21 protein-coding genes are annotated in these 26551 nt (G+C 68.1%); 9 read left to right on the top strand and 12 right to left on the bottom strand.

The window, feature by feature from the left end; translation table 11 throughout:
- Nucleotides 1–19: 19 nt before the first annotated feature.
- A complete protein-coding gene (locus MED01_RS16750) occupies nt 20–4048 on the bottom strand; it encodes a discoidin domain-containing protein (protein ID WP_238669495.1) in 4029 nt (1342 codons plus the stop codon).
- A 161-nt stretch (nt 4049–4209) separates the two neighbouring features.
- Nucleotides 4210–4776 carry a TetR/AcrR family transcriptional regulator gene (locus tag MED01_RS16755; RefSeq protein ID WP_238669496.1) on the bottom strand — a complete coding sequence of 189 codons (567 nt, stop codon included), beginning with the start codon at nt 4774–4776 and terminating at the stop codon, nt 4210–4212.
- A gap of 113 nt (nt 4777–4889) precedes the next feature.
- On the opposite strand from MED01_RS16755, the gene MED01_RS16760 reads away from it, so the two are divergent.
- Nucleotides 4890–6290, top strand: a complete 1401-nt coding sequence (locus tag MED01_RS16760) for an MFS transporter (RefSeq protein ID WP_238669497.1) — start codon at nt 4890–4892, stop codon at nt 6288–6290.
- A gap of 483 nt (nt 6291–6773) precedes the next feature.
- Here MED01_RS16760 and MED01_RS16765 read toward each other — a convergent pair whose 3' ends face one another.
- Complete coding sequence (locus MED01_RS16765; protein ID WP_238669498.1) at nt 6774–8708, bottom strand: Na+/H+ antiporter NhaA; 1935 nt, start codon at nt 8706–8708, stop codon at nt 6774–6776.
- Nucleotides 8709–8915: 207 nt separating this feature from the next.
- Here MED01_RS16765 and MED01_RS16770 point away from each other — a divergent pair, with 207 nt between their 5' ends.
- From MED01_RS16770 to MED01_RS16785, 4 genes are read left to right on the top strand one after another with little or no spacing between them, the layout of a single operon-like run.
- On the top strand, nt 8916–9314 hold the full coding sequence (locus tag MED01_RS16770) for a YbaB/EbfC family DNA-binding protein (protein WP_238669499.1): 399 nt from the start codon (nt 8916–8918) through the stop codon (nt 9312–9314).
- Entirely contained in the window at nt 9301–9621 is a 321-nt protein-coding gene (locus MED01_RS16775) for a type VII secretion target (RefSeq protein ID WP_238669500.1), read from the top strand. Before MED01_RS16770 ends, MED01_RS16775 begins: the two co-directional genes overlap by 14 nt.
- A complete protein-coding gene (locus MED01_RS36125) occupies nt 9618–10811 on the top strand; it encodes a WXG100-like domain-containing protein (protein WP_238669501.1) in 1194 nt (397 codons plus the stop codon). The genes MED01_RS16775 and MED01_RS36125 overlap by 4 nt, the downstream gene beginning before the upstream one ends.
- Nucleotides 10811–11155: a hypothetical protein gene (locus tag MED01_RS16785; protein WP_238669502.1), complete on the top strand. Its 345-nt coding sequence runs from the start codon at nt 10811–10813 to the stop codon at nt 11153–11155. The genes MED01_RS36125 and MED01_RS16785 overlap by 1 nt, the downstream gene beginning before the upstream one ends.
- Nucleotides 11156–11223: 68 nt before the next feature.
- Here MED01_RS16785 and MED01_RS16790 read toward each other — a convergent pair whose 3' ends face one another.
- Both MED01_RS16790 and MED01_RS16795 read right to left on the bottom strand, forming a co-directional pair.
- Entirely contained in the window at nt 11224–11475 is a 252-nt protein-coding gene (locus tag MED01_RS16790; RefSeq protein WP_238669503.1) for a hypothetical protein, read from the bottom strand.
- Nucleotides 11472–11774, bottom strand: a complete 303-nt coding sequence (locus MED01_RS16795; protein WP_238669504.1) for a DivIVA domain-containing protein — start codon at nt 11772–11774, stop codon at nt 11472–11474. The genes MED01_RS16790 and MED01_RS16795 overlap by 4 nt, the downstream gene beginning before the upstream one ends.
- Nucleotides 11775–12028: 254 nt before the next feature.
- Here MED01_RS16795 and MED01_RS16800 point away from each other — a divergent pair, with 254 nt between their 5' ends.
- Together MED01_RS16800 and MED01_RS16805 are read left to right on the top strand one after the other, a co-directional pair.
- Nucleotides 12029–12892 (top strand): helix-turn-helix domain-containing protein, encoded by an 864-nt coding sequence (locus MED01_RS16800; RefSeq protein ID WP_372493670.1) that lies wholly within the window; start codon nt 12029–12031, stop codon nt 12890–12892.
- Nucleotides 12885–13088: a DUF397 domain-containing protein gene (locus MED01_RS16805; RefSeq protein WP_238669505.1), complete on the top strand. Its 204-nt coding sequence runs from the start codon at nt 12885–12887 to the stop codon at nt 13086–13088. The genes MED01_RS16800 and MED01_RS16805 overlap by 8 nt, the downstream gene beginning before the upstream one ends.
- Nucleotides 13089–13153: 65 nt before the next feature.
- Here the strand turns inward: MED01_RS16805 and MED01_RS16810 are convergent, their stop codons facing one another.
- The 7 genes from MED01_RS16810 to MED01_RS16840 form a co-directional block, all read right to left on the bottom strand.
- The gene (locus tag MED01_RS16810) at nt 13154–13690 is read right to left on the bottom strand and encodes a hypothetical protein (RefSeq protein ID WP_238669506.1); all 537 of its coding nucleotides are present in this window, start codon (nt 13688–13690) and stop codon (nt 13154–13156) included.
- Nucleotides 13687–14382, bottom strand: coding sequence for a DUF6308 family protein (locus MED01_RS16815; RefSeq protein WP_238669507.1), 696 nt, complete (start codon nt 14380–14382; stop codon nt 13687–13689). The genes MED01_RS16810 and MED01_RS16815 overlap by 4 nt, the downstream gene beginning before the upstream one ends.
- 2 nt (nt 14383–14384) lie before the next feature.
- Nucleotides 14385–15524 (bottom strand): restriction system modified-DNA reader domain-containing protein, encoded by a 1140-nt coding sequence (locus tag MED01_RS16820; RefSeq protein ID WP_238669508.1) that lies wholly within the window; start codon nt 15522–15524, stop codon nt 14385–14387.
- A 114-nt stretch (nt 15525–15638) separates the two neighbouring features.
- Nucleotides 15639–18848 (bottom strand): type I restriction endonuclease subunit R, encoded by a 3210-nt coding sequence (locus MED01_RS16825; RefSeq protein WP_238669509.1) that lies wholly within the window; start codon nt 18846–18848, stop codon nt 15639–15641.
- Nucleotides 18845–20110, bottom strand: coding sequence for a restriction endonuclease subunit S (locus MED01_RS16830; RefSeq protein WP_238669510.1), 1266 nt, complete (start codon nt 20108–20110; stop codon nt 18845–18847). Before MED01_RS16830 ends, MED01_RS16825 begins: the two co-directional genes overlap by 4 nt.
- Entirely contained in the window at nt 20103–21716 is a 1614-nt protein-coding gene (locus MED01_RS16835) for a class I SAM-dependent DNA methyltransferase (protein WP_238669511.1), read from the bottom strand. The genes MED01_RS16830 and MED01_RS16835 overlap by 8 nt, the downstream gene beginning before the upstream one ends.
- 28 nt (nt 21717–21744) lie before the next feature.
- Nucleotides 21745–23880 (bottom strand): N-6 DNA methylase family protein, encoded by a 2136-nt coding sequence (locus MED01_RS16840; RefSeq protein ID WP_238669512.1) that lies wholly within the window; start codon nt 23878–23880, stop codon nt 21745–21747.
- Nucleotides 23881–24099: 219 nt separating this feature from the next.
- On the opposite strand from MED01_RS16840, the gene MED01_RS16845 reads away from it, so the two are divergent.
- Both MED01_RS16845 and MED01_RS16850 read left to right on the top strand, forming a co-directional pair.
- Nucleotides 24100–24651 (top strand): DUF4352 domain-containing protein, encoded by a 552-nt coding sequence (locus tag MED01_RS16845; protein ID WP_238669513.1) that lies wholly within the window; start codon nt 24100–24102, stop codon nt 24649–24651.
- Between the two features lie 100 nt (nt 24652–24751).
- A complete protein-coding gene (locus tag MED01_RS16850) occupies nt 24752–26512 on the top strand; it encodes a DUF6119 family protein (RefSeq protein WP_238669514.1) in 1761 nt (586 codons plus the stop codon).
- Nucleotides 26513–26551 lie beyond the last annotated feature (39 nt).

Below are 26551 nucleotides of genomic sequence, written 5' to 3' on the forward strand. Positions count from 1 at the left end.
CGCTTCCCACCGCGTACCCCTAGGAGTTGTACGCCTGCGCGGTCACCGTGACCTGGCGGGCGAGGCCCGACCGGGCGGGCCAGGAGATCCGCACCTCGCGGCTCTCCCCCGGCAGGAGCCAGAAGTAGTTGTCGTCGTAGCGGGCCGGCAGGACCCGCTCACCGCGCTGGTCGCGCACGGCGAGCCGTACCAGGGCGGCGACCGTACGACCCTGGTTACGGACCGTCGTGGTGACGGTGTTGCGTCCGTCCACGACGCGTACGGTGCTCGACGACGTCGACAGTCGGGTGCTCGGCACGTCGTTGAGCGCCCGCACCTGCTCGGCCTTGTCGTAGCGCCAGTAGGTGTTCTCCGCGAGCAGCCGGTCCCGGCCGTCCCGCAGCTCCAGTCGCACCAGGTGCAGCCCACCACCGTCCGGAGCGGCGAGCGGGAAGACCGCCGTGGTGGCCGAGCGGGCCACGTCCACCCGCTGCCGCTGGGGCGAACCCAACGACCTGCCGCTCAGGTCGTAGCGTCGGGCGCTCACCGTGACCCCGCTGAGCGGCGCGGCGGTGTGGTTGACCACCCGGACCTGCCAGGTGCCCGGGTCGGCCTGGACGTGCACCGGCTCGCACCCCTTGCGGGCGCCGTAGTAGGCGCCGTTCACGTCGAGGTCGTAGTCGTAGGTCTGCCAGACCGTGCTGTGCCACGCCGGGTGCGACATCCACAGCAGCAGACCGGTGGCGTCCTGCCACAGGTTGGCGTTCCACGCCTCGAACATCGCGCGGTGGCTCTCGTAGTTGACGAACTGCGCCCTTGTGGCGAACTCGTCGAGCGAGGCGGACTCACCGAGCCGCGCGTCGATCGCCGCCTGGTACGTGCCGACACGCTGGTTACCGATGGTCGACCAGTCGTGGTAGTTCCACACCTCACCGATCGGCCACTGCGGCGCGTCACCCACGAGGTTGCGCATGCTCTCGACCACCGACACCACAGGCATGCCGATCTCGGTGTGGAAACCGAACGCGCCAGTGTCGTAGGTGTTCCTGTTGTTGTACGTCGCCGGCTCCACCCAGTGGTACGGGCCGTGACCGCTGACGATGCCGCCGGCCGAGTTGGGAATGTAGAGGATTTCCGGGTGCTCGGTGGCCGCTGCCTGCTTGAGCCCGGCGTCCACGATCGGCGGCGGGTCACCCTCGTTCGCGCCACACCACACCACGATGCTCGGGTGGTGGCGGAACCGCCGGATCGTGTCGGCGGCGATGTCGACGTAACCGGGCGGGTTGGGCAGGAACGCGCCCGCCTGCCAGAAGTCGTTCCACACCAGGATGCCCTGCTCGTCGCAGGCCTGGTACAGCTCCTCGCGGTTGCTGCTGCCGAGCCAGTTGCGGATCATCGTGAAGTTCATGTCGCGGTGCATCTCGACCGTGTCGGCCAGCCGGTCGGGCAGCACCCGACGCAGCAGCTCGTCCCAGCCCCAGTTGCCGCCCCGGGCGAACACCGGCACACCGTTCACGCTGATCTTGAGTTGGGTGACGGCGTTGCTGACCGACTTCACGTCGGTCCACCGCTGCCCGTCGGCCGAGACCTGGATGACGAAGTCGCGGGCGTACGCCTGCTCCCAGACGATGCTGACCTGGTCGAAGCTGACCGGAGCGCCCAGGTCGACCTGGATCCACTGGTTGTCCTCGAACTTTGACGACCAGCGGGTGCGGGGGTTGCCGTCGACGGCCCGGTCCGGGCCGTTCGAGTCGCTGTCGGACGACGACGCGGTGGCGGTTGCGCCCAGGGCCAGGTCGACGTCCGGCTCGGCCTGCCGCTGCACGGAGAGCGCCCACATGGACACGCCCCACGAGGTCACCCGCGCGCCGGTCTGGATGCGCAGGTGCTGGGCGGTCTGGCTGGCGAACGTCTCGACCTGGGTGGCGCGGCTGCCCAGCGGGGTGTCGTTGCTGACCGACGTCACGTCGGTCCAGGCGTCCCCGTCGGCGGAGACCTGGACGCGATAGTCCAGCGCGTACGCCTGCTCCCACACGATGGTGACCCGGTCGAAGTCGACCGCCGCGCCGAGGTCGACCTGGATCCACTGGTTGTCCTCGGCCTGCGAGGCCCAGCGGGTCGTCGCGTCGCCGTCCACGGCCTTGCCGGGACCGTTGCCGTCGTTCTCCGAGGACGACGCGGTGGCGTCGCGGCGCAGGGCGAGATCCGGGCCGGCGCCGTCGGCCACCGACAGCGAGAACATCGAGATTCCCCAACCGGTGGCACGCTGGCCGGCCTGGATGCGCACGTGCTGGGCGTGCTGCCGGTCGAACGTGACCGTCTGGGTCGCCGCGCCGTCGACGAACTCCAGCGCGGGCTTTCCGGGCGGCGAGATGACGATCGGCTGGTGCCAGTCGTAGGCGAACTCGCGGACACCGAAGCGGAGCGCACGTCGGTCGCTCACCGAGCGCTTCACGGTGGCGGTGAGCGTGAGGTCGTACAGGTGGGGGTCGCCGTAGCCGTTGGGCCACCAGAGCCGGGGGTTGCGCAGCCGCAGCGCGCGGAAGCGCTCCGGTGTGAAGGTGACTGTGGTGCTCCCGCCGGCGGGGACCGTCACTGTGGACTCGACGCGTACCTTGTCGAACTCCGCGCGGACGGTGACAGTGGTGGCGCTGGCCGCCGCGTTGCGGACCGGCACCCGGATGGTGACCTCGGCGGTGTCGGTGCCGGGCAGGTCGGGCAGCGTGGTCTGCACGTGCGGGTCGCCGATGACCACGGCGCCGGTGCTGCGCAGGCGGACGTGGTCCCAGAGGCCGGTGACCCGGTCGCGGACGGCCGGCATCCAGTCCCACCCGGACACCGCCAGGTAGGTCGGCGCGTCAAGGTAGTGGTGGGCCGACTGGAGGAAGGTACGACCGTCGGGGCCCTTGTCGCCGGGGGTGCCCGGGTGGGGCATCGGGGTGACCCGGACGGCGAGGACATGCTCGCCGCGGTGACCGGCCAACGCGTCGGTGATGTCGAAGGCAGCCCGCGCGAACGGGTGCTTGACGCTGCCTACCTGCACGCCGTTGACCCAGGCGGTCGCCTCGTGGTTGATCCCGTCGAACTCCAGCCAGATCCGTCGGCCGGCCGAGGTGTCCAGGTCGCGCGGCAGTCGCAGCGCGCGCCGGTACCACCAGGTGTGCCGGGACAGCGCCTCCGGGATGCGCATGTTGTTGAAGCCGGCCACCGGGTCGGGCAGGTGGCCCTGCTCGACCAGGGTGCCCAGCACGGTGCCGGGCACCGTCGCCGGCAGCCAGGACCGGACGTCGACGCCGGCGCGGGAGAGCTCGGCGCCGTCGGCGGTGCCGGCGAAGTCGTCCATCGTCAACGACCAGCCCGACTCCAGCGGCACAGTGCCGTCGGCGGCGACCCTCAACTCGGGGGCCGGGCCGGTGTTGCCACCCTCCCAACTGGTCCAGCCCTCGGCCTTCGGCCGGCCCGCCAGGGGTACGCCGTAGACCTGGAAGCCGTTGAGGCCCACCGGGTTGCTGTTCGAGCGCTTCGTGACGGTCATCCGGATCCACCGGGCGGTGACCGGCTCGGGAAGCTTGATGGTCTGCGTGCCGCCCTGGCCCTCGCTGGTCTCGTACACCGACCGCCAGGCACTGCCGTCGGTGGAGACCTCGATCCGGTACGCCGTGGCGGCGCTGGAGAGGATCTCGTCACCGTCGGTGTCGGTGTAGTTGCCGTCGAACGGCCCGTCGGTGAGGGTGGCCTCGAAGACCAGGGAGACGGCCTCGATCCGGCACAGCGCCTGGAGGTCCACCGAAATCCACTGTGGATCGCCGTTGGCGGCGCGCCATCCACTCCCCCGGACGCCCACCTGCGGCAGGCCGTCCACGGCGAAGGTGGCCGGCGTCGGCGCGTAGTCGGTCGAGGAGACCGTCACCGGGCGGTACCGGGCAAGGTCGGTGGGGGTGGCGGTCGGCGCCGGCACGGCGGCGGACGCGAGGGCGTCCGGGAGGGCAGCGGTCACCCCGACCGACGCCAGCAGCGTCGCGCCGGCGGAGAGGAAGGTACGCCGTGAGATCGGCGATGGCTCGGACATCTTGCCTCCAGACATGACAACGTTGTCAGATGGCGGGGGTCTGTGACAACGTTGTCAGATGGTGGCCCGATGTTTCCCGAGAGTCAAGGTCCCGAGTCCATCGTGATTCCCCGAACACGTTCCGCGACTGTTCCACTTCGGACATCGACGCGCGGGGTTCGTCACTCCGGCTGCGTACTCAGCCCGTCCAGGGCGACAGTGAGCACGTGATCGCGCTGGTCGGCGCGGGGAAAGTGCCCGGAGGCGATGGCGCTGGCCAGGCGCATGACGTCGTCGATCGTCACGTCGGCGCGCACCTCGCCAGCCCGCTGGGCCCGATCCAGCAGCGGCCCACCGGCGGCGTAGAGCGCCCGCCGACACTCCAGGTAGGCGGTGGACTCCCGGTTCAGGCCGGCGGCCAGGGGTTGTTTCGCCCCGATGTACTGCACGAAGCGCCGCAGCCACGCGTACAGGCCGTCGCGGGGAGCGAGCCCCTCGGCCTCCCCGGCCGTCGCGCACACCGCCTCGACCTCGGTGACGTAGACGTTCTCGATCAGCACCTCCCGGGTCGGGAAGTTGCGGTAGAGCGTCGCGATGCCCACTCCGGCCCGGCGGGCGATCTCCTCCAGCGGAGCCTGCGCGCCCTGCTCGGCGAAGGCGACCCGGGCAGCCTCCAGGATCGCGTCGTAGTTGCGGGCGGCGTCGGCCCGGTGCGGGCGGGCCACGCGCAGGTGGGTGAGGGCCGTCACGATGCCGATGTCTCCCAGCGCTAGCAACCGGAGGGCGACTATCACTAGAGTGATAGTGCGCCTCCACTTATTCGGAGGTCTCCTATCAGTCTAGCCCCGAAAGAAGGCGGACCATGTCCCCGACTCCCGCTTCCCGACGCGGGATCGCCCTGGCGCTCATCCTCGGCTCGCAGCTGATGATGACGCTGGACACCTCGATCATCACGACCGCGTTGCCGCACGTGCAGCGGCAGTTCGGCTTCTCCCAGTCCGGGCTCTCCTGGGTGCAGAACGCCTACGTTCTGGCGTTCGGCGGCCTGCTCCTGCTCGGCGCCCGAGCCGGTGACCTGCTCGGCCGCCGCCGCGTCTTCCTCGCCGGGATCACAGTGTTCACCGCGGCGTCCCTCGCCGCCGGCCTCGCCCAGAGCGGCAGCTGGCTGATCACCGCCCGCGTCGTGCAGGGTCTCGCCGCCGCGCTCGCGGTGCCCTCCACGCTCGCGCTGCTGGTCGCCGACCACCCCCAACCAGGGGCCCGAGCCAAAGTGATCGCCCTCTACAGCGCGGTCATCGGCGCCGGCGGCAGCGTCGGCATCGTCATCGGCGGCGTCTTCACCGACCTGCTCTCCTGGCGCTGGGGAATGCTCGTCAACGTTCCGATCGGCATCGCCATCGCGCTGCTCGCCCCACGGTTCCTGGTCGAGACCGAACGCCGCGCCGGCACGTTCGACCTCGGCGGGGCGCTGACCTCCACCGGCGGCATGACCGCCCTGGTGTACGGCTTCATCCAGGCCGCCGCGACCGGTTGGAGCGCACCGGGCACCGTTGTCCCGTTGGGCCTCGGCGTCATCCTCCTGAGCGCCTTCGCGCTGATCGAACACCGGGCACCGCAGCCGATCACCCCACTGCGACTCTTCCGCAGCCTGGAGCGCTCCGGAGCGTACGCCGGGCGGATCCTCATCGTCGGCGCGACCTTCTCCACCTTCTACTTCCTCAGCCAGTACCTCCAGGAGGTCCTGCACCTCAGCGCCCTCCAGACCGGCTTCGCGTACGTGCCCATCACCGGCATGTTCTTCGCCATGGTGTACGCCATCCGGCCCCTGCAGAACCGGCTCGGCCGGCCTGTCCTGCTGGTGGCGTCCCTCGTCGTCGCGCTGGTCGGCATGGCGTGGCTGTCGCGGATCTCGACCGGCTCCAGCTACTTCCCGGACGTGCTGCTGCCCCTGCTGGTGATCGGAATCGGCCAGGGCATCGCCATCATCCTGATGACCCAGGGCGGCGTCGCCGGAGTCGAACCGCAGGACGCCGGTGCCGCGTCCGGCCTCGTCAACGTCGCCCACCAACTCGGTGGCTCACTCGGCATCGCGATCCTCACCATCGCGTACACCCGTGCCAGCTCCGCCACCGACCCGACGGCGGGCTTCCACGCGGCCTTCACCGGCGCGGACGTCTTCTTCCTGATCGCCCTGGCCCTCGCGATCGTCGTGGCCGTCGCGGGCCGCCGCGCCCACCGGCTGGCCGCCCTCCCGGTCACCTGACCGCCCGCGGCGCCTGGGCCGCGAGGGCTGCGGCGGGGCTGCCGGGACCCTGGCTGCCGGGCCCCGGCTTGCACGGCCCTGGGCTCTGGGGCTGGGCTCTGGGGCTGAGCTCTGGGGCTGAGCTCTGGGGCTGAGCTCTGGGGCTGAGCTCTGGGGCTGGGCTGTGGGGGCTGGGCTGTGAGGGCTGGGCTGTGGCGCGCTGCCTTTGGAGCTGATGCCGTAAACGAATCAGACCGAATGCCTGCCGCTTCCGCCTCCCGGCTGCAAACCCGCAGTCGGCAGCACCGCCCCGTCGGTGATGTCGCAAACGATTCAGCTCCAAAGGAGCCGACCAACACCTCCGCACCCCGCGACGCCGCGGCGGATCGGAGGTCACGGCGGCGGACCCCGTTGATCCAGCGACGGCGCCGCGACCGCCGGCGGGTGAGCGAGGCGTCCACCCGTACCCGCGGTCGTGGCGGCACCGACCGCGGTGCCCGTCGGTTAGCTCGCCGGCCCGCCCTCGCGGCGGCCGGGATCCCGAGGGTGGTACTCGGGGCGGAGCTTCGCGCTCGCGAACGCCGACTTCACCGCCGCCGAGAGCGCGGTGATGTCGTACGCGCCGTGGTGCCGCCGGCCGTTGATGAAGAAGGTCGGGGTGCCGGTGACGCCGCTGAGGTCGGCGGAGTCGACGTCCTCGGCGATCCGGTCCACGCCCATACGCTTCACCATGTGCTCCCGGAACCCGTCCAGGTCCAGGCCGAGCTGTTCGGCGTAACCGAGCACGTCGGTGGGGTTGAGCGCGTCCTGGTGGGCGAGCAGCAGGTCGTGCATCTCCCAGAACGCGCCCTGCTCCCCCGCCGCCTCGGCGGCCTCGGCGGCGAGTTGGGCATGGGGGTGGACGTCGGTGAGCGGCAGGTGCCGCCAGACGTACCGGATGTTGGCGAAGTCCGCCAGCAACTCCCGGACCACCGGCTCGGCCTGCCCGCAGTAGGGGCACTCGAAGTCGCCGTACTCCACCACAGTCACCGGCGCCTCAAGCGACCCCCGCATGTGGTCGCGATCCCCGTCGACCGGCAGCATCAGGTCGACGATCCCCTCGGTGACGCCCAACAGCGCGCGGGTCCGCCGCGCTGGCGAGAGCCGTCCGACGGAGCGGAACACCAGCCAGGTGACGAGTGACGCGCCGAACGTCGCCACGAGGATGCCGAACTTCGCCTCGTCGAGGGCCGGGCCGCTCAGGGCATGGGTGGCGATCAGGAGCGCGACGGTGAACCCGATGCCGGAGATCGTGCCGACCCCCACGACGGCAACCCAACCGACTGGTGGCCGGAACCGGTTGCCGCTGAGCCGGGTCACCAACCACGCTGTGGCCACGATCCCGGCCGGCTTGCCGACGACGTACGCGAGCACGACCCCGAGCGTGACCGGAGAGGTCACGGCCCTGGCCAGCAGGTCGCCGTCGATCACGATGCCGACGTTGGCCAGCGCGAAGAGTGGCACCACCACGTAGCTCGCCCACGGGTGGTAGAGCGTCTGCAACCGTTCGTTCGGCGACAGCGCAGAGGTGAGCCCCGCCCGGGCCATCCGGGCGAGTTGCGGGGTGGGCTGTTCCCGGAAGAGGCGAAACTGGTCGCTGGCCCGCTGCAGGTCGCCTCGGCCGGGAGCGTAGGCGTAGCTCAGCAACCCCATCACCAGGCCCACCGCGACCGGGTCGACACCGGACATCGAGACGGCGAGCCAGGCCGCCACCCCGAGCAGCGCGTAGACGGGGCCGAACCGCACCCCGAGGCCCCGGACGAGCAGTACGACGCCGAAGATCGCCGCCGCGATGACCAGCGCCGTCAGCGAGGGGTGATGCGGGTACGCGATGGCCAGCACCGCGATCGCCACCACATCGTCGACGACGGCGACGGTCAACAGGAAACCCCGCAGCCGTTCCGAGAAGCGTGGCCCGAAGACGGCCAGCGCGCCGAGCGCGAGCGCCGTGTCGGTGGCCATCACCGCGCCCCAGCCCGCCGCCGTGGTGTGCCCGGCGTTGATGGCGAGGTAGATCGCGATCGGCACCAGCATGCCGCCGACCCCGGCCAGCATCGGCAACGCCAGACGACGCCGCTCCCGCAGCTCACCGATGTCGAACTCGCGGCGCAACTCCAGCCCCGCGACCAGGAAGAAGAACGTCATCAGGCCGCTGTTGATCCAGGTACGCCCGTCATGCTCCACCTGCCAGTCGCCGAGCCGGACCGACAGAGACGTGCTCCAGACCGACTCGTACGACGATGCGCTGAGGTTCGCCCAGACGAGAGCCGCCACCGCGGCGATCAACACCACCCGCGCGCCGCCGGTCTCGGTACGCAGGAACGAGCGCAGCGGGGCGTCGAACCGCCTGTCCCAGATGGTTCGGGCGGACCACCCCCGCTGCGTGTTGTCGCTCGTCACGGGACAATCTTCGTCGAGCTGACCGTCACGTGGTTCGGATTGCCACTCCTCCTCGGCGAAGACGACACTCCTGTGGCCGCTTCGCTGCACCTGGCGCAACGTCCTTGGCGTTCACCCCGAGGGCATGCACGCAGGGCGACCGGTTGGTAGCGTGCCGGTGATGTCGCGCCGGTTGCCGCCGGCAGTGGTCCCCCGGGGAGGGTCGACATGTGGGCGGACGACGCTGCGCTGGACGCGGCGGAGCGCCGACTCGACGAGTGGGAGTCATCGCTCGCCGAGCGGGCGGAACACGCGAAAACGCTGTCGGCGACGATGCGCGAATTGACCGGCGCCGCCCACAATGCCGATCGGACTGTCGACGTCACAGTCGACTCCGCCGGCCTACTGATCGACCTACGGCTCGACGAGCGCATCCGGCAACAACCCGCGGCGCACACCGCCCGACAGATCCTGGAGACCACCACTGCCGCGCGCGCCGACCTGCTCCGACAGGTCAGCGACGCGGCCACACAGTCATTGGGCGACGACCCGAGCACCCAGGCCATCGTCGACTCGTACCGCAGCCGGCTTCTCCCCGACCAGGGATCGAACGATGCCCGGCGGTGACGGCATCCAGGTCGACCCGGACGACCTGGCCGCCCACGCCGCACGCCTCGATCGCTGCGCCAGCAGCCTCGACACCGCCCAGCAGGCGGGCCAACACGTCCGATTGGGCACCGACGCCTACGGGCAGCTCTGCGCGATGATGCCGGTGCTGCTCGACGGCCTGCAACGAACCCTTGTCGACAGCATCGGCGGCGCCGCCGCATCGGTGCGGGACACCGCCGGCAGGCTGCGGGTCGGCGCGGACCGGTACCGAGAGTCCGACGCCCACGCCAAGCACCTGCTCGACGGAGTGCGGCAGCGCCCGTGACGGCCAACCCGCTCGTCGCCGCCGCTGTGGACACCCCGCCCAGCGCCTGGGCGGGCGTGTGGATCTGCGAGGACATCGAACTCATCGCCCAGGGCGTCCGCAACGGCAGTTGGATCGACGGCAGCATCGGCGTCGTGAGCGCCAGCCTTGACGCTCTCGCGTTCGTCTCCGACCCGGTCGGCGCCCTGCTCCAGTACGGGATCGCCTGGCTCATCGAACACGTCAAGCCACTCAGCGAGGCGCTGGACTGGCTCGCCGGCGACCCGGCGCAGATCACCGCGCACGCCCAAACCTGGCGCAACGTCGCCGGCTCGCTCCGCGACGACGCCGCCGAACTGGCACGCGCCGTCCGCACCGACGTCGCCCGCTGGGGCGGCAGTGCCGGACCCGCCTACCGGGCCTGGGCCAACGAACAGTGCCAAGCCATCAGCGGCCTCGCCCAGGGCGCCGACACCATGGCCACGATCACCGAAGGCGCCGCCGGCCTGGTGGCCGCCGTCCGGCTCCTGGTCCGCGACGCCATCGCCACCTGCGTGTCCCGCATCATCGTGTACGCGGGCGAACTCCTCATCACCGGCGGGCTGGCCGCGCCGCTGGTGGTGGAGCAGGTGACGACCCTGGTGGCGTCGTGGGGGGCGCGGATCGCGCGGTTGCTGCGAGGGCTGCTGACCAGCCTGCGACGGCTGATTCCGGAGATGCGCCGGCTCGGTGACCTCATCGAGAAACTCAAGCAGGCGCTGGGCCGACTGCTGAAAGGTGGGCCGCCGCCGAGCCGGAACACGCCAGAGCCTGAGCCGCCTCGCGAGACTCCAGGCCATACGGTGACGGAGCAGCAACGAGTCCACGATCTCGGCATGGATCCGGCCACCGGGAGATTTCGTCCGGGCGAGGCAGAGACGGCGGTCCGGTTGGAGCAGGAAGTGGGCGTACGGCTGCAGCGCGCTCCAGCGGACTCCTCTGCCGACTGGGTCGACGAGGCCGGGCGGACCTACGATGCGGTGGGCAACTTTCCGGCCCAGTTCTTTGACCGTCAGTGGCCACAACTGCAGTATCAGATTGAGCGACATTTAGACAAAGCAGACCTGGTGCCGGTGGACGTCGCGCAGTTCAACCCGGAACAGGTGGCCCGAATCGAGCAGTTCATTACGGACCGGAGCCTCGGTCCACGAGTATTCATCGTGGGGAAATAATGGCAGGCCTCATCGTGCTGAAGCCCGGCGTCGACTGGACCGCAACCGGAGGGCTGTTCGACTGGACACTGGAGTTCCTGATCTCCCGCCTCTCGGACCGGCAGACCGCCAACCACCTGCAGGAGATCGTCGACAACAACCTCGGATCACTGTGGATCGACGGCTTGCCTGCCGCAGCGCAGCAGGAGATCATCAGGCACTGGCGAAACGGGCTGGTGGCGACTGGCCAGCAACAGCTGCCGGAGACCGAACACAAGATCGACGTCATTCGCCACCTTCAGGAACTGGTGGACGCAACCTACTCAGCCGGGTTTGCGGCTTCGAGTGACCTCGGTAGCGAATGACGTCACGCTGGTGGTGCGACCCGGTTATGGGAGCCGCCGTGAATCGGGCGTCCCTGGTGTTCTTTACGTCACCGGCGCAGGCGGCGCGAGCACTCACCGTCGTGGCCGTCACGGAGCAGGCAACGCCGGCCGCCTGGCATGCGCAGGTCACAGAAGACCCGGTGCCGGACGAGCTGATGGTCCTCTTCGGAAACGGTGGTCTCCCCGGGGTCGGTCATCGGCAGCACCAGCATCCACCGGCCGATGACCCGGGCCAGGCGTTGCGCGGCAGGCAGGTCGGTGGCAACGACCGGCAGGTGGATGACGTACCGCTGGCTCATCGGGCCTGGTCCCGCTCGTTGCGGGCGCGGGCCTGATCGGTCTGCCAGCGACGCAGGCCGGCCTTGATCCGGGCGGTCTCACGGCGGCTCTCGGCGAGGGCGGCGTAGACGGCGGCCATGTCGCCGGCGACGCGGTCGAGGAAGGCGTACACGTCGTCGGGGTTCAGACCGCGACGTCCGAGCCTGGTCGGCGGGAAGCGGCGCTCGCGCACCTGCCATGGCAACAGACCGATGTACGCGCCGGAGCGGTAGGTCGCGCCACCGCTCGGCGGCTCCGGTCGCTGGGTTCTGGCGTTCACGCTGCCTGCCTTCCGGATGCGGAGGGACAAGGGGTGTTCCGGGAGCACGGCGGCCGTTCGGGGGGACCGGACGGCCGCCGTGCTGTGACCAGCCTGCGACAGTCCGGAGCGGAAGCGCAACGTTCCACAACGCAATTTCGCTGTTGTGCATTGACTTTCTTTTCAGAAACCCGTAGGAGTTGCAGGAGCAGGTCACGCGGTGTTGCGTGTTGGAACCAGGGAGTGTGCGGATGCCCGAAGACATCGGATCGACAGTGCCGCGTCGGCAACTCGGCCGGCTGCTGCGGCAGTTCCGCGACGAGGCCGGGGTGACGCTCGACGCCGCCGCCGAAGCCCTCGAATACAGCCGGCAGAAGATCTGGCGCCTCGAATGCGGCCAGGGCTCGGTCCGGGTGCTCGACGTCAAGGCGATGTGCGAGCTGTACGGGGTGTCGCCCGAGATGACCGAGGCGATGCGCGGGCTGGCCGTGGAGACAAAGTCGAAGGGCTGGTGGCACGCGTACGGCGATGCGGTGCCGAACTGGTTCGAGCTGTACGTCGGGCTGGAATCGGCAGCCGCCCACCTTCGTGAGTACGGTGAAAACTTGATCCCCGGACTGCTCCAGACCCGTGCCTACGCACTCGGTCTTTTCCGACCGACGAGCCGGTTGAGCATCGAGGAGCGCGAGCGGGCGGTTGAGGTGCGGCTGCAGCGTCAGATCCTGCTCACTCGTCGGCTTCCACAGCCGCCACACCTGGATGCCGTTCTCTCGGAAGCGGTGCTACGCCGTGTCGTCGGCGGCTCGACCGTGATGAGTGAGCAGCTCGCCCACCTGCTCGAAGCTTCGGAGCTGCCCAACGTGTCGGTTCGTATCGTGCCGCTCGCGGCAGGGCCACATCCCGGTGCGGTCGCAGGATCCTTCGTGCTCTTGGACTTCCCGGCCACCAAGGGCGGGCGGGCCACACCGGAACCGTCGGTCGTCTACAGCGAGTCGCTGACCGGGGCGCTCTACCTCGACAAGCCCGACGAGCTTCGGGCCTATGAAGACGTCTGGAAGGGTCTGGATGCGCTCGCCCTCGGTCAGGCAGACTCAAGGGACATGATCAAACGAACCGTCGGAGAAATGCGGCATGACTGACCTGACCAGCGCCGTCTGGCGCAAGAGCACCCGCAGCGGCGACAACGGCGGCAACTGTGTCGAGGTTGCCGACAATCTCCCCGGCTTCGTCGCCGTTCGCGACTCCAAGGACCCCGCTGGCCCGGCATTGTCCTATCCTTCTCGGTCATGGACATCGTTCCTCGCCGCGATCAAGCGCGAGGGCCTTGCGCGATGATCGCGCGACTGGGATGACAGCCATATAAAAGGCAGGACGCGCGCCGCTACAGCATTCGCGTCCTCCTAGGCGATACTAGGCATCGCCAGTTCTTCCAAGCGCTTGAGGACGGCTTGGGGTAACTCCTCCGCCTCCAGACGGTACGGACGCCATCGATCGTTGGTCTCTGGCTTCATCGAGGCTACAAACCGGTACCGGCCCCGGCTGTTGGGTGCGGTGAGTGTGGCCGCATAGATCTCGCTCGGCACGAGCCACGCTTTCATCACCGCACCGCGGGCAACGTCGACCGCCACGAAGAGCAGATCAAGTGCCGGCCGAGGCGTGAAGGTCTGCGCACGGACGAACGCGACGAAGCCCTCGGAGCGCACTCGCTTGCTGTCCGACATCCGGGCCTTGACCTGTACCGCGAGCGTCGCCGTGGAGTTGCGACGGTGAAAGACGAGGTCGACCCCTTCGTCGTCGACCAGCGCTGTGGACACGTTGAGCATCCCGCGGGTGGCCAGGATGCAAAACGCTGCCACGAGATGCTCAGCGGCCTTTCCCATCCGACTGGCATCCGCAGACTTCGTGGTGTAGTCCTCGTCCTCTTCCTCTAGCGTCACAACTCCGCCGCCCTACTCGTTACCGTCATGCCAGGACAGTTCTTGCGCTGGTGTTGAGGCTGGTGGCGCATCCAGATCACGACGTCGAGTACTCGGATGTCAGAAACCAGAGTTGGGATACCGGCCTCGGCGCGAAGTCTCCGCAACCGATGGGTCAGGCTGAAGCCGTCGGCCCGGAGCTGGTCGTACAGCCAGAGCCAGAATCCACGGCGGCCGCGCAGGGCACAGGCCACAACATTGTCATAGACCGGGATGAGCCTCGGTCGCTTGCGGGCGAGGAGCTTCCCGGCGATGGTCTTGTTCACGCCATGACAGCCCACAAGGAGGTGCCACGCACGGTCTGCCGGTCCGCTGTCGTCGATGTACCGCTTTGCCCTTTCATCGCTCAGGTCCACGGCGATCGGTATCTCGCGTAGCTCATCACTGATCTGCTGACCGAGCTCACCCTGCAGGAGTTCGAGCGCGACCATGGGAGGGACGCGCACGCTCAACATCTCGACAGCGATCAGGTCCTCGGCGGTCACCACGTCACGAAACATGCCTTTAGAGTCGCCGCCCAGCGCCTCAAACTTACTGCCGGTGAACAAGCAAAACTTCGGGCCGGTAGCGAAGTACCGCCGCAGATCGTCGAGCGATCGCTCGTCATCGAGCACAGCGATGATGTCGGACAGTGCAAGCCAACCGGGTGGCATTGCTACCTGCTCGAGGCGACGCGACGGCGGATTTCCTTGAGCTTGACCACGTCACCCGCCACCGCATCCTGTGCCTGCCAGAAGTCGAACCCGTCAGTCGCCTTGCGGGTATCGGCGATGTCCCGGCCATGAATCGCGATCTTCACCGCCTCCCCCGCGCGGGAGGGTGAGTTGTGAACGTCTTCCCGATAGCGAACCCGACCATCCGCCAACAGCTCCGCTGTGTGTTGCTCACCGAGGTAGCGGCCAAAGAGCGTAGTCCCCGGCCGCAGCCGCCCAGCCGCAAGAAGATCCACGAGCTTCAGCCTCCGCTCGTCCGGCGTCACCGGCGATCCTCGTTTCGAGCTTCTGGTCGGGGGTGACTGATACGCCGGCGTCGGCCGGTCCGGCTCGGGCGCCAGCCTCTGCAGGGGAGGCGCGTACCCCTGCGGCGGAGAGGCTGACCCTTGGGCCTGCGCGGCTACAGCCACCGACGTCGGAAAGTCGAAGGTGGCCCGCGCCCGGACAAGACTCTGGCGGATTTCCTCGCGGCTCAGCCTCGGCATTCGGCTGTCAAGCAGGTCAACCAGTCCGGGCGCGGGATCCGATCCGGCGAACAGATCCGTCAGTTTGGCGTGGACCTGCCGGTCAACGAAGTAGCTCTTCCACAGCTCCTCGATCCGGTTGTCCCCCATGTTTTCCTTGCTGAGCAGACACAACAACTCGAGCGCGGCATCGATGTCGTCCTCCAGCCGCACCGAACGGAAAAGCTTGTCCTCGATCGGCACTGGGGCGTGAGCGTTGTAGACCCGCCACTCTGCGCCATTGGTCAGGGCGACCCACTCCACGCCAGCCATCGTCGCGTAGCCGATGGTCTGATTGGCCCAGCGCGGATCGTCGAGGTTCTCCCCTAACCCTTTCGCCTCGATGAATAGCCGCGGGGTACGCAGCAGCAGTAGGGCGTAGTCGACCGGATTCTCGTGACCACTCCGCTTGTATTCACGGTGAACTTCGTCGGTGTCGAAGAGATCCCAGCCAAGTGCCCGGATCACCGGGTCGATTAGCGCGGCCTTGGTGTTCTGCTCGTTGAGCCGCTGACCGGGTCGGCGGTAGCGCCGTTGCCGTTCCACGCACTGCTCGACGACGGCACGCAGGTCACTCATCGGCGACCGCCTTGAAGGCGAGCCAGTCTTCACGGAACCACAAGGCCTTAACGGGCGTTGATCGAGGACGCGATGGCATGAAGGGTGCCCTCTCGATGGTGTTGGAGAGACCGGTCAGCTTAGCGCCTCGGGTGACCACTCCTCGGCGAAGGTTTCGGTCTGCAGCAGCACACGCCGGATGGCTTCCTCGGCGGCGTCCGGTGGGTAGCCGTGCACGGCGAGCAGACGCTTGATGGTAGAGCGGAGCTTGGCGCGTACGTCGTCGCGGGAGGTCCAGTCGATGGTGATGGACCGGCGGACGGACTTGACCAGGTCGCGGGCGATGGCAGCGAGTTGCCCCTCTCCCATTACCACGACGGCCGACTCGTTCTCTGCCACCGCGTCGTAGAAGGCCAACTCGTCGTCGGTGAGCGCGGGGCTGAACTGCTGACCCCGCTCGGCCTCGGCGCTCACTTCCTTCGCCATCGCCACCAACTGCGCGATGATCTCCGCCGAGGTCAGGTTCTGGTTGGTGTAGCGACGCATCAGCTCGAGCAGCCGCGCGGAGAAGGCCTCCTGCCGCACGATGTTGTGCCGGGTCACCTTGCGCATCGTCATTTCGATGGCTCGCCGGAGCGCCTCGATCGCCAGGTTGGGCGTCTTGGATGCGCGCAGTTGCTCCAGGTACGCCTCGTCCAGGTGAGACAGGTCCGGGCGGTCGATGCCGGCGGCGGCGTAGATGTCGGTAACCCCACCGGCCTCGATGACGCCGGCGGTCAGTTGCCGCAGGTATAGCGCCACCTCCGCCGGGATGGGCAGCCCACGCGAGCGGCGGTCCTCCACGTCGAACTTGGCCATCCACACGCGTACAGCCTGGAAGAACGCGATGTCGTCACGGAGGTCGTTGATGTCGCCACTGCTGGAGCAGAGCGCGTAGAGCCGGTCGAGAGTGGCGGCGGCTCGCCGGAAGCGCTCGGCCAGGTTCGGCTCGCCCGGCTCTGGCTGATTCTCCGGTAGGCTCGGGTCACGCAGGTAGTCGATGGTGCCGAACCCGGCGTTCATGAAGGCGTTCTTGGCGCCTGAGCTCAACACACCCCGCCAGTCGTACCCGGCGAGGATCGTGCCGCAGAGGACGTCGTGCAGGTCCCGCAGCTTGGCGACGGCCTCGTCGGTGTCCCGCCCGACGGGCTTGGTGTCCTGGTCGCTCTTGGTGTATTCGGCGAGCGCCTCGTGCAGGCTTTGTGTGATTGGGGCGTACCCGACCAGCAGGCCGTCCTCCTTGCCGCGGAAGGTCCGATTGACCCGGGCAAGCGCCTGCATCAGTGCCGCGCCGCGCATCGGCTTGTCGAGGTAGAGCGTGTGCAGCGACGGAGAATCGAAACCCGTGAGGAGCATCGACTGGACGATGATGAGTTCCAGCTCGTCGTCGGAATTCTTTGCCCGGGCCCGGATCACCTTGGTCTGGGACGGCCGACGGACATGCTTACGAATGTGCGGCTCGTCGTCCGGTCCACCGGTGTAGATGACCTTGATCTTGCCCAGATCGTCGGCGTCCGAGTGCCAACCGTCGGGCAACAGCGCGATCATCTCGTCGTAGACGCGAGCACAGATGTCGCGGGTGGCGCAGACAATCATCGCCTTGCCGGGCCCGCCGATGTACTTACGCATCTGCTCGGATCGCGTCTGCCAGTGCGCGACCAGGTCGGCGGCGAGGGCTTCCACCCGGTCAGGGGCGCCGTAGACGGCGTTCATCACCGCGACGGTGCGCTGGATGCGGGCCTTCTCGGCGTCGTCCAAACCGGCGGTCACGGTGTCGGCCCGTTCGTCGATGGTCTCCGGGTCGATGTCGGCGGGCAGGTCGACGGGGATGAGTCGGCTCTCGTGGTAGACGCGGACGGTGGCGCCGTCGTCCACGGCGCGGGTCAGGTCGTAGATGTCGATGTAGTCGCCGAACACTGCCTGGGTGTCGCGGTCCGCCTGCGAGATCGGCGTGCCGGTGAAGGCGATGAGCGTCGCGTGCGGCAGCGCGTCGCGCAGGTGACGTGCATATCCGTCGAGGCTGTCGTAGTGGCTGCGGTGGGCCTCGTCGACGATGACGATGACGTTGCGCCGATCCGACAGCAGCGGGTGGTGGCGACCCGATTCGCGCTCATCCCGCGTACGCCCGAACTTCTGCAACGTGGTGAAGATGATGCCTCCGGTGCGGCGGTTCGTCAGCTCGGTGCGGAGGCCCTCCCGCGTGACGGCCTGCACCGGTCGCTCCGGCAGCAACTCGCTCGCGACAAACGCCTCCAGGAGCTGCTCGTCCAGGTCGGTACGGTCGGTGATGACGACAATGGTCGGGTTGCCAAGGCTCGGATGGGTGGCGACCTGGTGGGCGTAGAACTCCATCTCCATCGACTTGCCGGAGCCCTGGGTGTGCCAAACGACGCCGGCCTTGCCGTCGCTACGGGTCGCCTCGATGGTCTTGCGAACGGCCTTCTCCACCGCGAAGTACTGGTGGGGCTTGGCAATCCGCTTGATCGCGCCGCCTCCGCCGTCGGCGAAGGCGACGTAGCCGCGGAGCAGCTCCAGGAACCGGCGCGGCGTGAACAGGCCGTAGAGGGCCAGGTTCAGCGCGAGGTCGTCGTCGTGCTTTGGCGGCTGTGACACCGGCTCGCCGTTGTCATCAACGTTCCAGGGGGCGAAGTGCTCAAAGGGGGTAAAGGCGGTGCCGTAACGGGCGGTGATCCCGTCGGACACCAGGCAGACCACGTTCGCCCGGAAGGCCAACGGCAACTCCTCGACGTAGGTGCCGACCTGTCGGTGAGCACCCCGCAGATCGGCGTACGCGTCACTGGCCTTCTTCAGCTCGATTAGCCCGACCGGCAGCCCGTTGAGATAGCAGACGACGTCGAAGCGACGCTTGTGGTCGCCCTCGGTAACGGACACCTGGCTGACGGCCAGGTAGTCATTGGCCGCCTCGTCCCGAAAGTCGATGAGCCGCACGGTCGGGTTGTGCTCGGCGCCGTGCTGGTCGGTGTAGACCACGGACCGGAGGCCCTTGACCATCAGCTCGTGCAGCCGCCGGTTCTCGGTCACGGCGTCCCGCGAGCGGACGGTGAGCACCTGGGTCACCGTCTCGTCGACCTGCGCCGTAGGAAGCTGCGGGTTGAGGCGAGCGATGGCGTCACGCAGCCGGCCGAGCAGGATCAGCTCCGACCACGACTCACGCTCCCCTGTCCCGGGCGCAATCGACGATCCGGCGACGGGCTCCCAGCCGAGCTCGGCCAATGCCTCCAGCGCGAGGGCCTCCCACTGCGCCTCCGTTAGGTCAGGCCCAGGCTCGAAAACCTCGCCGTTCATGTCGCCGTTTCCAGGATCTTCTCGGCATCCCGCGCCCGAATCGCCCCGGACAGCAGTCCCGGCAACAACGTATCGCGCATCTGGACAAGGGTCCGATTCTCCCGTGCTGCGCTATCACCTTTCAGGAGTAGAGGAGACATGAACTCGGTAGCGGCTGCCACCGTCACCCCGTCCGGCATCTTAAACCGATAGTCAGGAAGGGCACGCGCGCCCATGTGCAACACGGTCGTTCCATTGCAATAGGAAAGAGCGTGATCACGAAAATCTTGGCTATCGAGAAGGGCAATAAGCACCTCTCGCGAGAGGGCAGGGCCCGGCCTAACGATCACGAGGTCGAGGCTCGCGACAAGTCGGCCCGTTGGATTAAGGGGCACCACCCGCACGGGACGACCGATGACCTCTGCTCGCTGCGTCAGATCGGTTTGAGCTACAACGATATCGCCGCTCTCTAGAGCCTGCGAACCTTTGTGCTCGCCCGAGTACGGTTTAAGGCCCACTTGCTGGAACGACCCGTCGCGCCCAACGCACTTCAGAGTGACCAGGAAGTTCTCCCCAGCCCCAAGGTCAGCGCTTCGATAGGACACCCCCTTGGTGATCTCCGCGTAATCTCCGAGAGACACCTCAGCCCCGCCCGCCTCCGAAAGCAATCGCTGCCCATGCGCGACGGCCAGTTCGGTCGCAGTTGCGAGGATCCGAGAGTTGACCGCGATCTTGTCTTCTAACGCCCCGAGCACCTCACCGACAACTCGCTGTGTATTTGCTGGCGGGACGACGACAGGAACGCCAGAAAGGATCGCCGTGTTCAGATTTGGCATTGTGGCACCCACAGCATGGCGCACAATCCACGAACGCACCTCTGGATGTCCAAGATAGTAGGAAATGAACTTCGGTTCCGCCGATCCCGCGAGGCGCACCCGTAGACACCCTGTACCGCATAGCCACCCATCTTGGTGACTCCTCACAAGTGCCCGACGTTCAACGTCGCCCCGCCGTGAGTATACGATATCTCCTTCACTCAGGAGATAGCGTGATAGCCGCTGGGCATCATTGTTATTTATGCGAGCGATGCCATCTTCCAGGATGACGTTGTCCCCAATATTCTGCGGCATAACACTTGGGATGCCGGCCGGAACATAATCCGATGCATGTAGTTGGCTACCGAATGGCCCCGTTTGAATGCCCCCGCCGCCCGATCTACAAAGATCACCGAGGGTCGTGAGACGCCATTCGTCCGGGACGGCACCGATGATCGTTTCAGACATCAAGGCCCTCCAAATGCTGCCGGATCGAGCGCTCCAGTCGAACGGACTCGTCGAAGTGCGCGTGCAGCTCCTTCCTCAGCCGATCAATCTTGTCCGCGATCGGCTCATCGCCCGAGGTGTCGATTTCGGCCGCGCCAACGTAGCGACCCGGCGTGAGTACGTGATCGTGCTCACGGATGTCGTCGAGCGTTGCTGAATAGCAGAAGCCCAGCTCGTCCTCGTACTTCCGGTCCTTGGCTCGGGCGGACGCTGTGCCGCGCCAGGCGTGGTACGTCCCGGCGATCTTGGCAAGGTCCTCGTCGGTGAGGATGCGCTCGGTACGGTCGACCATCGCGCCCATGTTGCGGGCGTCGATGAAGAGCACCTCGCCGCGACGGTCAGCGAGCTTCTTCGCTCCCTGCGGCCCCTTGTCCTTGGCGAAGAACCAGAGGCAAACCGGAATCGCCGTCGTGCGGAAGAGCTGCGGCGGCAGCGCCACCATGCACGACACCAGGTCCGCCTCAACCATCGCCGCTCGGATTTCGCCCTCCCCAGACTGCTTCGAGGACATCGAACCGTTAGCGAGCACCACACCGGCGGTGCCGCGCTCGCCGAGCTTCGAGACGATGTGCTGCAGCCAGGCGAAGTTGGCGTTGCCGGCCGGTGGCACGCCGTACCGCCAGCGCGGGTCCTCAACGCTGCGCGCCCAGTCCGACATGTTGAACGGCGGGTTAGCCAGGATGAAGTCGGCGCGCAGGTCGGGGTGCTTGTCGGCGTGGAAGGTGTCCTCCCAGCGCGTGCTGAGGTTGCCGGTGACGCCGTGGATGGCAAGGTTCATCTTCGCCAGCCGCCAGGTGCGTTCGTTCAACTCCTGGCCGTAGACGGCGATGTCGTCGCGTCGGCCCCGATGGTTGAGCACGAACTTCTCGGCCTGCACGAACATGCCCCCGGAGCCGCAGCATGGGTCGTACACACGGCCGGAGTACGGCTCCAGCATCTCGACCAGCAGACCCACGACGCTGCGCGGGGTGTAGAACTCGCCGCCGCGTTTGCCCTCGGCGCGGGCGAACTTCTCCAGGAAGTACTCGTACACCTCGCCGAGCACGTCCCGAGCCGGGCGATCTCCGTGGCCGGTAAAGCGGGCGTCAGTAATCAGATCAACAAGCTCACCGAGGCGCCGCTGGTCAACGTTGTCTCGGTTGAAGATCTTTGGCAGCACGCCGAGCAGCGAGTAGTTGGTCTTCATGATGACGTCCATGGCGTGGTCGAGCAGCAGCCCGATCTCGCCGCCCTTGGCCCTCTCCGCCAGGTATGTCCATCGCGCCTCCTCCGGCACCCAGAAGACACCTTGCCCGGCGTACTCGTCGGCGTCGTCGAGGAATGCCTCGACCCGATCCTCAGGGATGCCCTGGTCGAGCACCTCCTGCCTGATCTGCTCGCGCCGCTCCTCGAACGAATCGGAGACGTACTTGAGGAAGACCAGCCCAAGGACGAAGTCCTTGTACTGCGCGGCGTCCATCGAGCCGCGCAGCTTGTCGGCGGCCTTCCAGAGGGTGTCGCGTAGGTCGGCCATGGTCGGCATGCCGGGCAGTGCGTTCTGCCCGGCAGCCCTCTTCCTGGGGGGCATGCTGCTCCTTGCGTTCGTTGCGGTGCGGTCAGTCTTGCTCTTCGGCCCGAGGCGGTCCAGCCAGCGCCCCCTCCGCGATGGTCAGAATGCCGTCGGTGAGCCCGGCCACAGCGCGGCGGCCGAGTTCGTCAAGTAGTTCGAGTTCACGGCGTGCCAGGTTACGACGCACCTCCGACGCAGTGAGCAGCGCGTCGAGGCGCGCGACGTCGGCCGGCGGCAGTAGTGGGAGCTGTAGGTCGGTGAGTCGGGACGAGGGTCGTACCGCGCCGGGTGCCCGTCGCTGCGGCGCGGCGTTGATCAGGGCTGCGAGCACCCGCGGCGTGAACCGGGCTCGTCCGTCGGGTCGGATCCGAACCACCCGGGCCGGGAACTCGACAACGGAGAACCCCTCAGCGTCGTGATGGGCCCGAAGTGTGGGCGTCAGGCTGACGATCACGTCACCCGGCTCGGTCGGGCGCGCGCGTGGGTATCGCTCGGCGAAGACCGCCCGGTCGATCAGGCGGGAACCGATCGGCGCCAGCCCGCTGATCTCGTCCGGGCCGACCAGCGGATGATGACCCTCTGCCACCGCATCGTCACCAGCGATGCGCACCCCGGAAAGGATGTGCAGGTGCCCTTCGCGGACCAGTGCACCGATCGACCTCGTGACCGGTTGCTCCCGTTCGTCTCGTGCGGCCAGGCGGCTGCGCAGGCGCGGTCGGGGGCCCGCGAGATCGTCGAGCGCGACCTCCATCTCGGCGACCTCGGCGACCGTCAGCCGACCATCGCGTACGACGTCCCGCACACGGGCGGGCCGCCGGGCGGTAAGGGGGCGGCGGGGCGGCGTGAGGTCGGCGATGTTCACCTGGCTGGCGTACGCCCGCAGGTGCTCCTCGGGACGATGCCCGTTCCGCCGCCAGGTCACGATGTCGACGACGAGCTCGTCCACGACACGGTCCGTCAAGGCTCGATCCGAAACGTCGGCGAGCAGCACCCGACCCTGCAACGGTGACGGCTCCTCCCTGCGGAGCACCCAGAGCGCGGTCCGGTAGCCGGGCCGAAAGGAAACGAGGCCGCCGGGAAGCTGCACGACTGCCTCCACCCGACCGGTGGTCAGCAGTTCATTACGAGACCGGGCCGCCGGATGGTAGGGCGGCAATGCGTCCACGAGCAGCTCCGCCGGCCCGAGCACCACGGCGGTCTGGCCCGGAGCGAGCCCATGAGTGACCTTGTTGACCTCGGCGAACGGGTTGGTGTCGGTGCGCGACTCGGCCGGTCGATACGGCAGGTGTAGGAGCACGACGTCGGCGGGCGAGGTGCTCGTCGCCGGGCCGGGGCCAATCTCCACCTGCCAACTGCCCCGTGACAGACCCTGCACGACCAGCCGACGGCGCAGGACGCGCGCCAGGAACGGGTCGGGATCGGCCGCGTGGAGCGCCAATGGGTCGTGGTCGCCGAGCTCATGCCGGACCGCCATCAGCAGATCACCAGCACCGGCCCGATAGTCGGCCACCTGAAGGTGCCCGTGCTCGTCGGCACGATCCCGAGCACCGGAGAGGCCCGCCATCAATCGAGCCAGCTGCGGCGTGATCGCGTCCTCGTAGAGCTCCGGTATACCGAACCGCTGCCGGGCGGCGAGGACCCGCTCGTATGCCTGGGCGCAACCCCACGCGGCCTCGATCAGCTCGTCGACGACCTCGGCGAGCCAGCCGGCGTCCGGGGGGAGGGTGTCGATCTCGCTCCGCAGCAGTTCGTCGTCCCAGTCGGCCTCGGCCGCTCGCTCGCGGAGGGCGTCGATCATTTGCCGGTCCGTGTAGCCGTCGGGACGCAGCGGCTCGTCATCGAGGTGGTACAAGCAGATGAGCGCGGTCATCGCGCCAACCAGCTCATGGCGACGCAGATTGCGGCGACGGCCAATACCTGTCGAGACGCCGGCCTGCAGTGGAAGACACGCGAGCAGGTGGAGCCGAAGGTCGGGTTCGATGGTGGAGCGCTCCGCCCGTCCCGTCCCCACCAACCACTCGACGACGTCGCGCGCCTTGAAGAGCAGGCGCCCCGCCTCGACCTCAGCCGGTGCCGGAAACGCTGGGTGGCGGCGACGCCAGGTGGTGACGACCGGGCGGCGTACGCCCGCCAAGGCCGCGACCTCAGGCAGCGAGATCAGGTCGGTGAGCAGGGTTTTCACGGCCGTCACCTCCTTCTCGGAACGCCTTCTACGGTCGCGTCGACAGTAGACGCCTGCTCCTCGTCGGTCTACCCGAATCTCTGGTAACCCGGGTTATCAGTGGTTCGGAAGGTTTTTGCTCGCGCTGACGCATTCGTAGCTGTTTTGATTCAGCGGCATCACCGAGCCGGCGGCACAGAGCCGCGGCATCCCCCTTTTCGTAACGACAGGAGCACCCCCATGCGCAAGATGACCACCTTCGCCTTGCTCGCCACCGCTGTCGTCGCCCTCGGCTGCGGCGCTGGTTCGACGGACAACGCGAGCGACTCCAGCAACGACGCGGGCGGCGCCAGCGACACCGCCGGCGGCGCCAAGGGCGACGACAAGCCGAAGACCGCCAAGGTCGGCGAGCCTGCACGGGACGGGAAGTTCGAGTTCACGGTCAAGTCGTCCAAGTGCGGCGTGGCCAAGGTCGGCAGCGCCCCGCTCGACCAGAAGGCGCAGGGCCAGTTCTGCCTGGTCACGCTCAACGTGAAGAACATCGGCAAGGAAGCGCAGATGTTCGACGGCAGCAGCCAGAAGGCGTACGCGGCCGACGGCACCGAGTACTCCGCCGACTCCGGCGCGGCGATCTACGCGAACAAGAACGCCGAGACGTTCCTCAACGACATCAACCCCGGCAACCAGGTCAACGGCGTCGTCGTCTTCGACATCCCCAAGAACGTCAAGCTCACCAAGCTCGAGCTGCACGACTCGATGTTCTCCGGCGGCGTCGACGTCGCCCTGAGCTGACCGCTCGCGCCGAGGGCGGGACCCGCGAAGCCGCCCTCGGTGCACCCCTCCCCCGCACCACCGCCACCGCCACCCCGATTCTCAACGCGAGGAGATCGACGTGCGCCGTGCGAGCCAGCCGACCACGACCAGACCGACCAACCGTCGTGTCGTCCGCAAGGACGTCACCCGTCCGCCCTACGAAGTGCCTACCCTCTTCGCCCTCGACCTGCCCGAGCGGCCGGAGGGCACCTATCTGACGTCGGTCTACCAGCTGGAACGGGTGACGCCGACCGTCGAAGGTCTGCATGAGGCGGTGAACCACCGCTACGTGCGACAGCACGACTTCATGGTCGAGGAGCGCCTGGTCGCCGGTGCACCGGCGCTGCTGGTACACGGGACGGTGCCGCGCGAGCGGGCCGACTGGTGCGACGTGCTCGCCTCGTTGACCGGGGAGACGATCGACCTGGGTTTCAGCAGTGGCGGTGCCGCGCTGCTCGTCGCGGTCGACGAGCACGTCTACGCCCTCGCCTACGGCACCGTGGGCCGTCACATGGTCGATCTGGACCTGGCCAACTCGGGCTTCGGGATCGGCTTCGCGGTGCGGTCGCTCGCCCCCGACGAGATCAAGCAGGTACGCCGGCGGGTGTTCGGCACCTCCGGCCGGGTGGACCGCAACATGGTCCCGGGCGGTCAGCACATCCGGATGTACGGCATCGACAAGTGGGGCGAGATCGTCGGCCAGGTCTGCGGTCGGACGTTCAACCCGAACCTCACCGTCTGCCGGTCCACGGGCAAGGCCACCCCGGTCGAGGGCAGCGACACCCTGCGCATCCACCTCGGCGTCGAGCCCGCGAGCCTGCTCGCCGACCTGCGGGAGATCGACCGGGTCTCCAAGCAGGAAGCACCCTTCGCTGACCTGGAGTTCATCACCCAGATCCGACCGGTGCCGGCCCGGGACCCTCGGCTGTCGACAGTGGAGGAGCAGCTGGACCGGCTGCTCCGGTTGCCGGATCCAGCGGAGGTGGGGCTGGCCGTACCGGGCCGGATCGTCAGCGAGATCGAGCGGATCCAGTCGTACAAGCTTCGGGTGCCGAAGTCCGGCCTCCGCCCGGTGCACCTAACGGAACTCACGCTGGCAGACGTGCTCGCGCAGACCGAGGGCGTCCCAGACGGCGAGCGGTGGACGTCGCTCTGCAAGGGACGCGTCACCCTCTACGCGGATGCGGCCGGCGAGGAGGAGATCGGCTCCACGGCAGTGTCGCGATGGATCACCGCGCAGCTCGCGCACGGTGCGAGTCAGCTCCTGCTGCACGAGGGCGGCTGGTACGAGATCGGCGACCGGCACCGCGCGTTCCTCCGCGACGAGATCGAGCAGATCCTGGCCAGGCCGGCCAGCATCGCACTCCCGGCCTGGACCACCGACCACGCGGACGAGGAGCAGTACAACGTCCACGCTGCGCGGGTCTGCGGTCTGACCCTGCTGGACCGGCGGCTGCTGCGGACGAGCCAGCACAACCGCGGTATCGAGGCCTGCGACCTGCTCGGACCCGACGACGAACTGATCCACGTCAAGCGGGCCAAGGGCAGCTCGGCGTTGAGCCACATCTTCGCACAGGGCGAGGTGTCGGTCGACGCCCTGCGGTACGAGGCCGACGCCCGCACCACTCTGGCCGAGATGGTCCGTCAGCAGCCGTCGGCGCGCGTCATCGACCCCGGCTTCCGGCCCCGCAAGGTCATCTACGCGATCGCTCTCGGCTCCGGCAAGCCGCTCACCGTGAAGTCGCTCTTCACCTTCGCCCAGGTCGCGCTCTACCGGGCGATGAAGTCCCTGCGCAACGAGGGCGTCGAGGTCGAGGTCGTCGGCATCCCGTCCGCCTGATCCGTTCACGACATCAGCTCCACAGCATCCCGCTCAACA

This window comes from Micromonospora alfalfae (genome assembly GCF_022230925.1).
Taxonomy (GTDB): Bacteria; Actinomycetota; Actinomycetes; order Mycobacteriales; family Micromonosporaceae; genus Micromonospora; species Micromonospora alfalfae.